General features: G+C 69.7%; 15 protein-coding genes. 11 read left to right on the top strand and 4 right to left on the bottom strand.

Annotated features, from left to right (window positions below):
• Nucleotides 1–7: 7 nt before the first annotated feature.
• The 3 genes from ACFP3H_RS03445 to ACFP3H_RS03435 all read right to left on the bottom strand — a co-directional run bounded on the left by ACFP3H_RS03445 (nt 8) and on the right by ACFP3H_RS03435 (nt 2,925).
• Nucleotides 8–904, bottom strand: coding sequence for a LysR family transcriptional regulator (locus ACFP3H_RS03445; RefSeq protein ID WP_378599347.1), 897 nt, complete (start codon nt 902–904; stop codon nt 8–10).
• A gap of 370 nt (nt 905–1,274) precedes the next feature.
• Nucleotides 1,275–2,558 (bottom strand): glycosyltransferase, encoded by a 1,284-nt coding sequence (locus ACFP3H_RS03440; protein ID WP_378599344.1) that lies wholly within the window; start codon nt 2,556–2,558, stop codon nt 1,275–1,277.
• Nucleotides 2,559–2,652: 94 nt separating this feature from the next.
• Nucleotides 2,653–2,925 carry a DUF2277 domain-containing protein gene (locus tag ACFP3H_RS03435; protein WP_378599341.1) on the bottom strand — a complete coding sequence of 91 codons (273 nt, stop codon included), beginning with the start codon at nt 2,923–2,925 and terminating at the stop codon, nt 2,653–2,655.
• 93 nt (nt 2,926–3,018) lie between these two features.
• Here ACFP3H_RS03435 and ACFP3H_RS03430 point away from each other — a divergent pair, with 93 nt between their 5' ends.
• Entirely contained in the window at nt 3,019–3,876 is an 858-nt protein-coding gene (locus ACFP3H_RS03430; protein ID WP_378599338.1) for a DUF1266 domain-containing protein, read from the top strand.
• A 23-nt stretch (nt 3,877–3,899) separates the two neighbouring features.
• Here the strand turns inward: ACFP3H_RS03430 and ACFP3H_RS03425 are convergent, their stop codons facing one another.
• A complete protein-coding gene (locus ACFP3H_RS03425; protein WP_378599335.1) occupies nt 3,900–4,676 on the bottom strand; it encodes a hypothetical protein in 777 nt (258 codons plus the stop codon).
• A 434-nt stretch (nt 4,677–5,110) separates the two neighbouring features.
• Between ACFP3H_RS03425 and ftsH the strand changes: the two genes are divergently transcribed.
• The 10 genes from ftsH to panD all read left to right on the top strand — a co-directional run bounded on the left by ftsH (nt 5,111) and on the right by panD (nt 14,395).
• Entirely contained in the window at nt 5,111–7,489 is a 2,379-nt protein-coding gene (ftsH, locus tag ACFP3H_RS03420; RefSeq protein WP_378599332.1) for an ATP-dependent zinc metalloprotease FtsH, read from the top strand.
• Between the two features lie 196 nt (nt 7,490–7,685).
• On the top strand, nt 7,686–8,318 hold the full coding sequence (gene folE, locus ACFP3H_RS03415; RefSeq protein ID WP_378599667.1) for a GTP cyclohydrolase I FolE: 633 nt from the start codon (nt 7,686–7,688) through the stop codon (nt 8,316–8,318).
• Nucleotides 8,315–9,184, top strand: coding sequence for a dihydropteroate synthase (gene folP, locus ACFP3H_RS03410; protein ID WP_378599329.1), 870 nt, complete (start codon nt 8,315–8,317; stop codon nt 9,182–9,184). Before folE ends, folP begins: the two co-directional genes overlap by 4 nt.
• 40 nt (nt 9,185–9,224) lie before the next feature.
• Complete coding sequence (gene folB / locus ACFP3H_RS03405; protein WP_378599325.1) at nt 9,225–9,650, top strand: dihydroneopterin aldolase; 426 nt, start codon at nt 9,225–9,227, stop codon at nt 9,648–9,650.
• Complete coding sequence (gene folK, locus ACFP3H_RS03400; RefSeq protein WP_378599322.1) at nt 9,647–10,186, top strand: 2-amino-4-hydroxy-6-hydroxymethyldihydropteridine diphosphokinase; 540 nt, start codon at nt 9,647–9,649, stop codon at nt 10,184–10,186. The genes folB and folK overlap by 4 nt, the downstream gene beginning before the upstream one ends.
• On the top strand, nt 10,180–10,653 hold the full coding sequence (locus tag ACFP3H_RS03395) for a DUF3180 domain-containing protein (RefSeq protein WP_378599319.1): 474 nt from the start codon (nt 10,180–10,182) through the stop codon (nt 10,651–10,653). Before folK ends, ACFP3H_RS03395 begins: the two co-directional genes overlap by 7 nt.
• A gap of 68 nt (nt 10,654–10,721) precedes the next feature.
• Nucleotides 10,722–11,831: a DUF6779 domain-containing protein gene (locus ACFP3H_RS03390; RefSeq protein WP_378599316.1), complete on the top strand. Its 1,110-nt coding sequence runs from the start codon at nt 10,722–10,724 to the stop codon at nt 11,829–11,831.
• A gap of 225 nt (nt 11,832–12,056) precedes the next feature.
• Nucleotides 12,057–13,007 (top strand): Rossmann-like and DUF2520 domain-containing protein, encoded by a 951-nt coding sequence (locus ACFP3H_RS03385; protein WP_378599313.1) that lies wholly within the window; start codon nt 12,057–12,059, stop codon nt 13,005–13,007.
• Complete coding sequence (panC, locus tag ACFP3H_RS03380; RefSeq protein ID WP_378599310.1) at nt 13,007–13,963, top strand: pantoate--beta-alanine ligase; 957 nt, start codon at nt 13,007–13,009, stop codon at nt 13,961–13,963. The genes ACFP3H_RS03385 and panC overlap by 1 nt, the downstream gene beginning before the upstream one ends.
• Before the next feature lie 12 nt (nt 13,964–13,975).
• Nucleotides 13,976–14,395 carry an aspartate 1-decarboxylase gene (gene panD, locus ACFP3H_RS03375; RefSeq protein ID WP_378599307.1) on the top strand — a complete coding sequence of 140 codons (420 nt, stop codon included), beginning with the start codon at nt 13,976–13,978 and terminating at the stop codon, nt 14,393–14,395.
• Nucleotides 14,396–14,407 lie beyond the last annotated feature (12 nt).

Genomic DNA, 14,407 nt, shown 5'->3' with positions numbered 1-14,407 from the left:
GCGCCCTTCAGACCGCGATCGGTTGCGGCTGCGGGGTCGGCTCCGAGAAGCCGCCGTCCACGGCGCGACCGGCGAACTCCAGGATGGTCGGGCGGGTGTCGTCGGCCCGCCACGCCACGGCCAGCTCACACGGGGTGAGTCCGTCGACCGGGCGTGCGGTCAGACCGGGCCAGCGGTACATCGGCACATTGTTCTCGGCCAGCAGGCACACGCCAAGGCCCAGGCTCACGGCCTCGAGCTTGTCCTCGGGGGTGGCCGCCTCGGCGCCGATCTTGGCCGCCTTGCCGCCACGGGCGTCGTTGCCGAGCCAGAAGTCACGGACCGCGCCCGCCTCGGTGGGCAGGGCGACGAAGGGCTCGTCGAGCAGATCGGCGAAGTCGATGCTGTCCTGCTCGGCCAGCGGGTGGGTCTCGGGCAGCAGCACCCAGCGCGGTTCGGTGCGCAGGACCTGCCAGCGGTAGCGGTTGGGGTCCGGTAGCGGCAGCCACACCAGCGACAGATCGGCCTGGCGACCGGCCAGACCGCTGGACGGGTCGTTCCAGGAGGCGGCGTGCAGGGCCAGGCGGTGACCGCTGGCGCTCTCGAGGTCGTTGAGCAGCCCGCGGCCGAGCGCGGACTGGATTCCGACGCGCAGCACCTCGCCTGCTTCCTGGAGGGACACGTTGGTCACCTCCCACAGCTCGAGGATCTTGCGGGCGCCTTCGAGCAGTTCCTTGCCGGCGACGGTCAGCGCCACACTGCGCTGGTTGCGGTCGAACAGGACCACGTCGAGCTGGCGTTCGAGCTGGCGGATCTGGCGCGACAACGTCGGTTGAGCGATGTGCAGCCGCTGGGCGGCGTTGGTGAAATGCAGTTCCTCAGCGACGGCGACGAAATACCGCAGATCGCGCAAATGCGGGTCCATAGCACCTTGCTATCAGAATAAGTCGGGAAAATCCAGCCAAAACGGGCAAGGAAGTTCGCGTAGGTGGATCAAAACAGTCACCAGGTTGGTTATCCACAGCATATGGCCTGACATCGTGAGCTGCACTATCGAGTCCGCTATTTCGCTGCGATTTCGGCGGCGTTCGTGGAGCTGGGTGATTGACCAGCGAAAATGCGGCCGGTTTCACACCCGCTGGACCTGCGGCGGACCGGTGGATCGGCACGGTGAAAAGGCGCGCTGACGGGCCGAAGATCGACTGTCAGCACGCCTGCTTCACCGATGGTGATATTGGTCACATTCTGGTTTCGGTGCGTTGTCAGACTGCGACGAAGCTCACCGAGTCGCCCGCTCAGTCGAGAGCGGGCACCCCGACGATCCGTTCGATGTGCTCCACGCCCAGCGCCAGCGCGTCGTACTCGGCGTACTCCGCGCGCAGCTCCTGCGCGCGGGCGGCGAAACGCGGCTCGGTGAGCACCGAGCGAACGGCGAACTTGATCCGATCCGGGTGCGGCGCCGCCGATTTCAGATTCACTCCGACCCCCGACCACGCGACCCGCGCGGCAACCTCCGGCTTGTCCTCGGTCGCCCCCGCGACCACCAGCGGAATGCCGTGCGACAGCGCGAGCTGCACCCCGCCGTACCCGCCGTTTGTCACCATCGCCGTCACATGCGGCAGCAGTTCGGCGTACGGCATGAATCGTTCCACCCGCACATTCGCCGGCACCTCGTCCAAGCCGAGCGCAGACGGATCGGCCCCGCCGGTCGAGACGACGACGAGCACGTTCTCCTCCGCCAGCGCGGCGAGGGTCGGCGCGATGAGTTCGGGCTCGGCATTGGCGACCGTTCCCTGGGTCACATGCACCACCGGCCTACCCGTGAACAACTCCGACCACCACGCGGGCGGCGTCCAGTCCGCCACCGGCGGCGCGGGCACCGGCCCGATGAAGTGGACCGACTCGGGCAGGTCGCTGCGCGGGTACTCGAAACTCGGAATCGAGGGGTTGAGGTAGAGCGCGGCGGACTTCGGCGCGTCCATGAGCCAGCCCGAGTTGTCGAGTCCGACACCGCGGCGGGTCTTGTTCCAGTGCTTCTGCACGCCCCGGAACACCACGTGCTCGACGAGCCACTGCAACCCCCGATTGCGCACCCGACCCAGCGCGGACGCGTTCGGCGGCAGGGCCAGCCCGAACGGCGCGGTATCGCGGCTGGTCAACACCATCGGCACCACATTGAGCACGGCGAACGGTGTGCCCGTCTGCTCGGAGAACAGCCGCGCGGCCAGGCAGCCGGTGTCGGCCAGCACGAGATCGGGGTGGAAGTCGGCGGCGGCGTCGTGCAGGTCGCGCAGCTGTCGCGGCGCGTTGTCGATGAAGCCGAACTCGAGGTCCACCCGCAGCGCGGCGATGCCCTCGAGCTTCTCGCCACCGGGGACGTACTCGCCGCGATCGGTGCTGAGGTCCCGGGTGTGCTCGGTGCGGGCCACCGTGATCCCGGCCGCCTCGACCTGCGGACGGAAGGTCTCGGTGATGCTCCACAGCACCTCGTGACCGCGCGCGGCGAGTGCTTTCGCCAGCGGGATCATCGGGGTGACGTGTCCGTAGATGGGGACGACGGCTATCAGGATGCGTGCCATACCCGGAACTACGGGACCGCGGCGATCGCGGTTCACCGGCGGACACGCCGGAGCTCCGAGGCGGCCCCGGCGGCCTCGGTCGGTGCTGGGGGGTCTAGTCGGACTCGCTCGCGGCGCCGTCGCGGGCCGCGATGCGCCGCAGCGGCGGCTCGGTGGGCGGGGGCACCCGACGATCCGGCAGCTCCTCGAGCAGGGCGGTCGTCGCGGCGGCGATGGCGGCGACGGCCTTGTCGACAGCGGGTTTGGTGGCGCTGCTCAGGCCGGAGATACCGCCGACTTTGCGCACATATTGCAAGGCGGCCGCGTAGATCTCCTGCTCGGTGGCGGCAGGCTCCAGACCACGCAAGACGGTGATATTTCTACACATGTCGAAACCATAGACCCGCTGAGCATGACGCGACAGGCGAAGAACATTCGCAGGCGCCCCGCGATAGTGACTCACCGCACTAGACTCGGCCGTATGCCTGCCAGGGGAGTACCAGCGCTGACCACTTTCCCGTACCCGGAACTGGACGAGCGCGAAGAAGACCACTGGTCGGGCGCGGGCGTGAGCGACGACGAGCTGCGCGCGCTCTCGCTCGGCGCCTTCTATTCCACGCGCTGGGACGCCTTCCACGACGCGATGCTGCTCGGTCCCGAACGTGACCACCCCCTCGGCGACCGCCGCGAACTCGCCATCGACACCCTCACCGGCGCGTGGGGCATCACCGACGGCAACGAGGCGCGCGCCTCGATGGAACAGCTGCTGGAGGGCATGCACGCACCCCTGTACGCGCTGGTGCATCCGCTGGTGATGGCCTCGGTCAACGCCAGCGAGCGCGATCGTTTCGGCGAGCGCGCCGACAAGCAGCGCGCCTTCCTGCGCCAGGTGGGTTCGTTCAGGGGGATGGACAACCCCGAGGCGCTGGTCCGCGACTACGACATCTGGGCCCAGGCCATCAAGATCGGCTTCACCGACCACCTGGCCCGCCCGCTGCCCAACGACATCCAGGCCTGGGATCTGGCCCGCGTCGTCGCGGTGGCCCGGATGGCCTTCACCGCCGGATACCTCGAGGCCGATGTGGCGTGGGAGTACTGCATGCGCGCACTCGTGCCCGCGCAGCGCCGCTATCGCAACTGGCGTCAGTTCGGCGACGCCTACCTGGCCGGATGGACCTACTGGCAGGCCACCGAGGACCTGGCCGAGCTGAAGAACGGCGGCGTCGACCGGCGGATGGAACTGATCCGACTGTGGACCCGGCCCACCAGCCCGTGGCGCCGCATCGAACTCAACGAGCCGGACGGCAAGGCGGAAACCGAAGTGGCCGAACCGAATTGAGCATTCGGTCCGGCCCCCGGTGCTTACAGGCTGCGCAGAATCCCGCGGCCGTAACGCTGGAATTGCGTGTCGTCGACCATGCCGAGTGAATGTCGCTCCACGAGCAGTTCCCACTCCGCGTAGAGCTGATTCACCCCGGGGTCGGCGGGACCGGGCGCGCCGTCGGCGGCCTGGCGGCGGATCGCGAAGTTCACCGCGCAGGTGACCCGCTCGGTGTCGGCGCGATCCACACCCGCGAAATGCAGGACGCGATTGCCGTCGTTGATATCGATGCCGGAGCCGCCGTGGCGGGTGTCGATCTCGCCCGGCGCCGAGCGCGCGCCCTCGACCGTGCGGGCGCCGATGATCGCGGCGACCGGCAGTTCGAAGGCGTAGCGGTTGCTGCTGCCGAGCGCGATGAACAGCACCCGGGTGGTGGTCGCCGCGAGCAGGCCGGTGCCGGTACCGGCGGGCGGCGCGGCCACGGCGATGGCCGTTTCCAGCACGTACTCGTCGGGGGTGACGTACCGGTTCAGCGCGGTGACCGCCGAGCGCGCGTCCTTGCGCGGCGCCATCCGGCGCACGGCCCGCTCCACATCGGCGCGCGACGGGCCGGACTTGCCCCACTCGGGCGCGGGCGGGGTGAGATCGGGCGCGGCGACATCGATGCGCTGGGTGGCCATGATCTGATCGTTGATCCGGTCGACGATGCCGAGCGCGGCGGGCACATCGTGCTCGGCGATGAGCACGGGCAACGGGGTGCGGTCGGCGGGCACGCCGGTGAGCACGGCAGTGGGATAGCGCAGGTAGATCTCGATCACGACCGCCTCGTCGGCACGCCGATTGAGGCGAACTTTGAGCAGGTCGGCAATGGGAACGTCGAGAACGCGCTCGCCGTCGGTACCCGGCCGCAGGACGACGAGCCGTCCACGGCCGTGGCGCAGAATCGCTGTGGGTGTTCGTAACTCGACGATGTCTATACCCCCTGCGCTGTAGTTGTGTCGTGGCCCACGATAAGGCGGGCATGACATGATTGTGGCCACTTGCCACAACCCGGTAGAAGCGTTCGGGAACCTCTTGCGTTCTCCGGCCGTTTACCAGTGCAACTGCACCAGCAGCCGAACAGCGCGATGTATCGAACTAGACCGTACGCGGTAACGTGGCATGTCCGCATCCGAAACCCGCCGATCTCGACGCTTCGCAAGCACACCCGGAGTAATAACCGGAAAGGACTGGGCCGTCCGGCCGACGCTCTATGAACCGCAAGACAGTGTTTCGCACCTTGGCGATCATCTCGGGCATCATGCTCATGATCTGGCTGTTCAGCTTTCTCAGCGATGACACGCGCGGCTGGGAGAGTGTCGACACCTCCGTGGCGCTGTCTCAGCTCGACGACAAAGCGAACGTCAAGAACGTGCAGATCGATGACAAGGAGCAGCAGCTCCGCATCGAACTGAACAACGGCAACGATGCCACGAGCAACAGCACCAAGATCGTCGCCAAGTACCCCAGCGGCGGGGAGAACTCCGCCCGCATCCTCGACGCCGTGCAGAAGTCCGGCGCCGAGTACGACACCGTGGTCAAGCAGGAGAGTTGGCTCTCGCAGCTGCTGCTGTTCATCATCCCGATGGTGCTGCTGGTCGGCCTTTTCATCTTCGTGATGTCGCGCATGCAGGGCGGTGGTCGCGGCGGCATGATGGGCTTCGGCAAGTCCAAGGCCAAGATGCTGACCAAGGACATGCCCAAGACCACGTTCGCCGATGTGGCCGGTGCCGACGAAGCGGTCGAAGAGCTCTACGAGATCAAGGACTTCCTGCAGAATCCGGCCCGCTACCAGGCCCTCGGCGCGAAGATCCCCAAGGGCGTGCTGCTCTACGGGCCGCCGGGAACCGGTAAGACGCTGCTGGCCCGCGCGGTCGCCGGCGAGGCCGGGGTGCCGTTCTTCACCATCTCCGGTTCCGACTTCGTCGAGATGTTCGTCGGCGTCGGCGCCTCCCGCGTGCGCGACATGTTCGAACAGGCCAAGCAGAACAGCCCGTGCATCATCTTCGTCGACGAGATCGACGCGGTCGGTCGCCAGCGTGGCGCGGGCCTCGGCGGTGGCCACGACGAGCGCGAGCAGACGCTCAACCAGCTGCTCGTCGAGATGGACGGCTTCGGCGATCGCTCCAACATCATCCTGATCGCGGCCACCAACCGGCCCGACATCCTCGATCCGGCCCTGCTGCGCCCCGGTCGTTTCGATCGGCAGATCCCGGTCGGCAACCCCGACCTGGCCGGTCGCCGCGCGATCCTGCGGGTGCACTCGGCGGGCAAGCCGATCGCCAAGGACGCCGACCTCGAGGGTCTGGCCAAGCGCACCGTCGGCATGTCCGGCGCCGACCTGGCCAACGTGATCAACGAGGCCGCGCTGCTCACCGCCCGCGAGAACGGGACGGTCATCACCGGCGAATCGCTCGAGGAGTCGGTCGACCGGGTGATCGGCGGCCCGCGTCGCAAGAGCCGCATCATCAGCGAGCACGAGAAGAAGATCACCGCCTACCACGAGGGCGGCCACACCCTGGCGGCCTGGGCGATGCCAGATATCGAGCCCGTCTACAAGGTCACCATCCTGGCCCGCGGCCGCACCGGCGGTCACGCCATGACCGTGCCCGAGGACGACAAGGGCCTGATGACCCGCTCGGAGATGATCTCGCGGCTGGTCTTCGCGATGGGTGGCCGCGCGGCCGAGGAACTGGTGTTCCACGAGCCGACCACCGGCGCCTCCTCCGATATCGACCAGGCCACCAAGATCGCGCGCGGCATGGTCACCGAGTACGGCATGAGCGCGCGCCTGGGCGCGGTCCGCTACGGCCAGGAGCAGGGCGACCCGTTCCTCGGCCGCTCGATGGGCGCGCAGGCCGACTACTCGCACGAGGTCGCCCGCGAGATCGACGAGGAGGTGCGCAACCTCATCGAGGCCGCGCACACCGAGGCCTGGTCGATCCTGAGCGAGTACCGCGAGCAGCTCGACGCGCTGGCCACCGCGCTGCTCGAGCGCGAGACGCTGCACCGCAAGGATCTCGAGACGATCCTGGCCGGTGTCGAGAAGCGGCCCCGGATCACCGCGTTCAACGACTTCGGTGACCGCCTCCCGTCCGACAAGCCGCCGGTGAAGACCCCGGGCGAGCTGGCCATCGAGCGCGGCGAGCCGTGGCCGCCGGTCGAGCCCGCGCCGGTGCCGGTGCCCAACGGTGCCCCGCCGGTCGAACCCAACGGCTACCCGGGCCAGCCCTACGGCCAGCCCGCACCGCCCGCGAGCGGCTACCCGCTGCCCGCCGCTCCCACGCAGGCGTTCCCCCGGCAGACGGGAACGCACGGCTCCCGGCCCGACTACGGCGCCCCGGCCGGTTGGTCGGCGCCCGGTTGGCCGCCGCGCGAGGAGCAGTCGCAGCCGCATCAGCCCCAGCAGCAACAGCCGCCCCAGCAGCAGCCACCGCAGCAGCAGGGACCGGCCAACGGCTGGAGTCGCCCCGAGCAGCAGCCGCGCCACGCCAACGACGGTTTCCAGCCGTGGGGTTCGCAGCCGCAGCCGCCCGCGCGCGACGGTGACCAGGACAACAGCGAGTGGAACGGCCCGAACGGACGTTCCTGACCAGTCGCCGACTACGCTCGATCGTCGAGTGCCGGATGATCACCGGCCTCGACGATCTTCTCTACATGGTTCTCGGCCCGTCCGCCCCCTGACCGGGTGCGGGAGGCGATGAGACCGTCCCCGCGGGGCCGGGAACCGGCGGCACCAGCCGCCGAAATTACGGAGGTGCGCAAGAGTGTCGGCGAACAAACAGCAGCTGGATCCGGCGGGTGAGCTGGGTGCGACGAGTCCGTCGGACCTGACCGCGCTCGCGACCGGTGCGCCGTTCGATCAGGTGCGCGCCGAGAACGCCGTGCGTGAGCTGCTGATCGCGGTCGGCGAGGACCCGACCCGTCCCGGCCTGCTCGACACCCCCGCCCGGGTGGCGCGTGCGTACAAGGAGATGTTCGCCGGGCTCTACACCGAGCCCGACGCGGTACTGTCCACCACCTTCGACGAGGGCCACCAGGAACTCGTGCTGGTCCGCGACATCCCGATGTTCTCCACCTGCGAACACCACCTGGTCTCGTTCCACGGTGTCGCCCACGTCGGCTACATCCCCGGCCCGCACGGCCGCGTGACCGGGTTGTCGAAGCTGGCCCGCGTGGTCGACCTCTACGCCAAGCGCCCGCAGGTGCAGGAGCGGCTGACCAGCCAGATCGCCGACGCGGTGATGCGCCGCCTCGACCCGCGCGGCGCGATCGTGGTGATCGAGGCCGAACACCTGTGCATGGCCATGCGCGGTATCCGCAAGCCCGGCGCCAGCACCACCACCTCGGCGGTGCGCGGCCAGTTGCAGACCGACGCCGCCTCGCGATCCGAGGCGCTGGACCTGATCCTGCGCAAATGAGCCACCCCCTGGTGACCCCACGCGACCACCGTTCGAGTGTGGTCATGGGTGTGGTCAACGTGACCGCCGATTCCTTCTCCGACGGCGGTCGCTATCTCGATCCCGAACTCGCGATCGCGCACGGTATCGCGATGTACGAGGCGGGCGCCGATATCGTCGATGTGGGTGGGGAATCCACCAGGCCGGGCGCTGATCGGGTCGATCCCGGCGCGGAGGTCGCGCGGGTGCGCCCGGTGATCCGCGGGCTGGTCGCCGCCGGGGTGCCGACCAGTGTCGACACCATGCGCGCCGAGGTGGCCGAAGCCGCGCTGGCCGCCGGCGCCTCGGTGGTCAACGACGTGTCCGGTGGTCGCGCCGACCCGAACATGGTCAAGGTCGTCGCCGACGCGGGCGTGCCGTGGATCCTCATGCACTGGCGCGCCGACGCCGACTACCGCCACCTCGGCCCCGCCGACCACTACACCGATGTCGTCGCCGAGGTCCGCGCCGAACTCGCCACCCAGGTCGACCTGGCCGTCGCCGCGGGTGTCGCCCCCGATCGGCTGATCCTGGACCCCGGTCTCGGCTTCGCGAAGAACGCCGAGCACAACTGGGAACTGCTCGCCGCCCTGCCCGAGTTCGTGGCCGACGGCTTCCCGATCCTGATCGGCGCCTCCCGCAAACGCTTTCTCGGCGCCCTGCTGGCCGACGCGTCCGGTCCCCGTCCGCCCGACGGCCGCGAAACCGCCACCGCCACCCTGTCCGCACTGGCCGCCACCCACGGCGCCTGGGGCGTGCGCGTGCACGACGTGCGCGCCTCCCTCGACGCTGTCGCCGTGGTCGACGCCTGGCGCCGCGCCGTCGAGGCCAGGGGCGGCGCCCGGTGAACGTCGTAGTCGTCCGAGCTATCGCCCGAGGAGCCATTCGATGAACTCGCCCCTGCTGCCGCCGCCCGCCGGTCGGCCCGCTTCCTCGCGGATCGAACTGCGTGGGCTCACCGCCTTCGGCAGGCACGGTGTGTTCGATTTCGAGCGCCGCGACGGCCAGGAGTTCATTGTCGATCTGACCGTGTGGGTCGATTTCGCGGCCGCCGCGGCCTCGGATGACCTCGCCGACACCGTCGACTACGGCGCGCTGGCCGAGCGGGCGGTGCGCATCGTCACCGGGCCGCCGCGCAATCTGATCGAGACGGTCGTGTCCGAGATCGCCGACGACGTGATGGCCGATCCGCGCATCGAGGCGGTGGAGGTGGTCGTGCACAAGCCGTCGGCGCCGATCCCGCACACCTTCGCCGATGTGCGCGTGGTGGCGAGCCGCTCGCGCACCGGGGACGCGCCGGGGTCGCGGCGATGACTCGCGCCGTGCTCTCGATCGGCTCGAACCTGGGCGACCGGCTCGCGCACCTGCGCGCCGTGGTGGACGCGCTGGGGGAGCGGGTCGTTTCGGTCTCGCCGGTCTACACCACCGCGCCGTGGGGTGGTGTCGACCAGGACGACTATCTCAATGCCGTTGTCACCGTGCGGGATTCGTCCTTCGACGACTACGCGTGGTTGCGCTTCGGTCAGGAGCTCGAACAGGCTTCCGGTCGCGTTCGCGAAATCCGTTGGGGCGCGAGAACTCTCGACGTCGATGTGGTGCAGTGCCGCGACGACGCCGGCGCCCCGATCGTGCGCGACACCGACCCCGACCTGATCCTGCCGCACCCGCAGGCCCACCATCGGGCCTTCGTGCTGATCCCGTGGCTCGCGGTCGAACCCGACGCGCACCTGAGCGTCGACGGCCTCGACCGCCCGATCGCGGAGCTGCTCGCCGATCTCGACCCGGCCGAACGCGACGGCGTCGTCCGCACGGACCTCGAGCTGCGTGACGAAGGCGCCCGGTCGTGCTGAGACCCACCCGGGTGCTCGATCTCGCGCTCAATGTCGTGGTGGCCGCGGCCCTGGCCTGGCTGGGCACCCGCGTCGCCTATTCCAGTTTCCCGCCCATCTCGGTGGCCGCGGGTGCCTCGCTGCTGCCGGTGGCCGCGATCGAGGCCGCGCTCGGTTTCGCGATCAGGGCCAAGATCGCCGATCGACAGATCGGGGACGGGTCGGGGCAGATGCATCCGATCAATGTGGCGCGGGGTGTGGCGCTGGCGAAGGCGTCGTTGCAGGTCGGCTCGTTGGCGGCGGGCGTGTGGCTGGGTTTCCTGCTGTGGGTTTTCCCACAGCGCGGCACCCTGACCGCCGCGGCGGCCGATTCGCCGGGTGCGGTGGTCGGCCTGTTCGCGGGTTCGGCGCTGGTTGCTGCGGCTTTGTGGCTGGAGTATTGCTGTCGGGCGCCCGAGGACCCGCACGACGATCCGGCTACCACTTAGCAACTTGCGAATGGAATCACCACAATCTTCGGTGTGCCCACCAGCAGTTTCCGGCTACCCTGGCCCTCATGGTTTCACCCTCCCGCAGCACGGCGCCCCGACGACGGCGGGACGACGCGGGAAAATTCTTCGTCGGATTCCTCATCCTCCTCGGTCTGACGGCCAGCGTTTTCCTGATCTTCAGCGAGAATGTCCATTACGTCCGGATCGGCCTGGTGGCCGCGCTGTGGGCGGCGGTGATCGGCGCACTCGCGGCAACTCGCTATCGCAAGGACGCGGCCGTCGACCAGGCGAAGGTTCGCGATCTGCAGACCGTGTACGAGTTGCAGCTCGAACGCGAGATCAACGCGCGCCGTGAGTACGAGATGGGCGTCGAGGCGCGGGTGCGCGCCGAAGTCGGCGTCGAGTCCTCCGAGATCGCCGCGTTGCGCGCCGAGCTGACCCTGCTGCGCCAGAACCTCCAGGTCCTGTTCGACGGCGCCCTGCCCGACGAGCAGCCCGCGCTGCAGGCCGACGCCGTGCGCATCGCCGCGCTGCCCGCGGGCGGCTTCGACGCCTTCGACGAGCCCGAACTCGACGATAGCCACGAGGATGCCGAGGCCGCCTGGTTCGGTCCGTGGCAGCAACCGCCGAGCGCACTGAAACCTGTTTTCATGCAACCGGTTTCGGCCAATTTCGCCGATCCCTACGACGACCCGGTCACCGCTGAGACCTCGGCCGTCCAGCTCGACGAGTACGCCGAGTCCCAGGCCGCCGCACCGACCAAGCCCGGCAAGACCCCGCCGCCGCGCCTGTCCTCTCCGCACACCCGCCAGGTGAGCGACACCGGCCAGCCGGTCGAACCGGCCACCGAGACCGCCGCCCCGGCCACCGAGCCCGCACGGGCCACCGCACCCGCCCCGGCCGCCGACCCCGCGCAGGCCACCGCACCGACCCCGCCTGCCGCGCCCGTCCAGGCCGCGACCCCCGCCCCGGTCGAGCCGACCCCGCCCCCCGCCCCCACGAAGGCCCCGGCCAAGCGCAACGGCAAGTCCGCCGACAAAACCCCCGTCGGCACCAGCTCCCGCCGACGCCGCCGCGCCGAATCCGAGGGCACCACCCGACTATCCGTGGCCGACATCATGGCCAACCTCGAATCGGAATCTGTTCCGCCTCTCCGCAATTCCGGCCGGACCTAAGCGCCCGCCCGGCCGTGTCGGCGGCGGCCGGGGATGTGGCACGCCCGCTCGCCCGTCCCCGGCGAGCTACCGATGTACTCGCGTGATCAGGTGTCGCCGTGTGGGCGCTGCGAGGTAGATCACGGGTGGGGGTGATGGCGCGCGCCCGGCCGTGCGCTCTATCCTCGACTCCGTAACGTCTGGTACCCGCCCCGCGGGACTGGAACGCAAATCGAGAGGACAACGTTGACCTCGAGAAGTGTCAACCCTGATGGCGCGCACCCGAGTGTCGATCCAGCGCCCGCACGACTGACGGTGGGAATCGTCTCGGCGGGACGTGTGGGTTCGGCTCTGGGCGCCGCGCTCGAGCGAGCAGGCCATGTGGTCTTCGGTGTCGCCGCGATCTCCGATGCCTCGGTGCACCGGGCGACCACCCGCCTGCCCGAAGCGCGGATCCTGCCGATCGAGGAGATCGCCCGGCGCAGCGAACTGCTGGTGCTCGCGGTGCCCGACGCCGAGCTGGCGGGCCTGGTCCGCGGGCTGGCGAGCGCCGGTGTGGTTCGCCCCGGCACGATCGTCGTGCACACTTCCGGCGCGAACGGCGTCGCGGTCCTCGAACCCCTGACCAGCCAGGGCGCGCTCGGCCTGGCCATCCATCCGGCGATGACCTTCACCGGCCACGACGAGGACATCGCCCGCCTGGCCAATGCTTGTTTCGGGGTCACCGCCGCCGACGAGGTCGGGTACGCCATCGCCCAGGCCCTGGTCATCGAGATGGGTGGCGAACCGGTCCGCGTCGAGGAGGACCAGCGCACGCTCTATCACGCGGCCCTCGCGCACGGCAGCAATCACCTGGTCACGGTCATCGTCGACGCGGTCGCGGCCCTGCGCGAATCCCTCGCGGGCCCCGGCCTGCTCGGCCAGCCCGTGGTCGACGACCAGCCGGGCGGCCTGCCCGAACGCCTACTGGCCCCGCTGGCCTCGGCCGCCCTCGACAACGCGCTGCGGCGCGGCCAGTCGGCCCTGACCGGCCCGGTCGCCCGTGGTGACACCGATGCCGTCGCCGCCCACCTCACCGCACTCGAACAGCTCGACGAGCGTTTGGCCGCGGCCTACCGCGCCAACTCGCTGCGCACCGCCGAACTAGCCAAGTCCGATCCGGCACTGCTGGAGCTCCTCGCCAAGGAAGGCCACTGATGGAACCCCGAGAAGTGCATCACCACCAGGGCGGCGCGCGGGCCACCGGCGCCTACAAGGCCGGCGTGCTGACCGTGCACCACAATCCCGAGGTCATCGAGACCGTGGCCAAGGCCCTGCGCGGCGCCGGGCGCACGATCGGTTTCGTGCCGACCATGGGCGCGCTGCACGAGGGTCACCTGGCGCTGATCCGCCAGGCCGCGCTGAACAACCAGGTCGTGATCGTCTCGATCTTCGTCAATCCGCTGCAGTTCGGCGAGAACGAGGACCTCGACGCCTACCCGCGCACCCTCGACGCCGACCTCGAGCTGCTCAGGACCGAGGGTGTCGACCTGGTCTTCGCGCCGAGCGTGTCGGACATGTACCCCGACGGCATCCGCACCACCATCCACCCCGGCCCGCTCGGCGCCGAGCTCGAGGGCGCGAGCAGGCCCACGCATTTCGCGGGCATGCTCACCGTCGTCGCGAAGCTGCTCAACATCACCCATCCCGCCGAGGCGTACTTCGGGGAGAAGGACTACCAGCAGCTCACCCTGATCCGGCAGATGGTCCGCGACCTGAACATGGACGCCAAGATCGTGGCCTACCCGACGGTCCGCGAGGCCGACGGTCTGGCCCTGTCCTCGCGCAACCGCTACCTCGACGCCACGCAGCGCGAAGCGGCGCTGGCGCTGTCGGCCGCCCTGGCCGCCGGTCGCCACGCCGCGGGCCTGGGCGCCGACGCGGTCGTAGACACCGCCCGCCAGGTCCTCGACGCCGTCGACGGCCTGGACGTGGACTACCTCGAACTGCGCGACACCACCCTGGGCGAGGCCCCCGCCGCCGGCAACGCGCGCCTGCTCGTCGCCGCCAAGGTCGGCGACACCCGCCTGATCGACAATGCCCCGCTGGTTCTGGGCGCCCAGATCGACGGGCACCCCGACGCGAACTCCCTGCCTGCTCCGCAGGCGCACTGAAAGGCGACACCGATGTTGCGCACCATGATGAAGTCGAAGATCCACCGGGCCACCGTCACCCACGCCGACCTGCACTACGTCGGTTCGGTGACCGTCGACCAGGATCTGCTCGACGCCGCCGATCTACTCGAGGGCGAGCAGGTCTGCATCGTCGACATCGACAACGGCGCCCGCCTCGAGACCTATGTGATCGCCGGTGAGCGCGGTTCGGGCGTGATCGGCATCAACGGCGCCGCCGCCCACCTCGTGCACCCCGGCGACCTGGTCATCCTGATCGCCTACGGCCAGCTGGACGAGGCCGAGCTGCGCGACTACGACGCCAAGGTGGTCTTCGTCGACGAGCGCAACCGTCCGGTGGAGCTGGGCAGCGATCCCGCGCACGCACCGGAGGGCTCCGGCCTCACCTCGCCGCGTTCCCTGTCGTTCGCCTGAGCGCGGCGGGGG

It is taken from the genome of Nocardia lasii, from assembly GCF_042658545.1.
Classification (GTDB): domain Bacteria; phylum Actinomycetota; class Actinomycetes; order Mycobacteriales; family Mycobacteriaceae; genus Nocardia; species Nocardia lasii.
The sequence above is the reverse complement of the archived record's forward strand: the minus strand, read 5'-3'. Positions and strand labels throughout refer to the sequence as shown.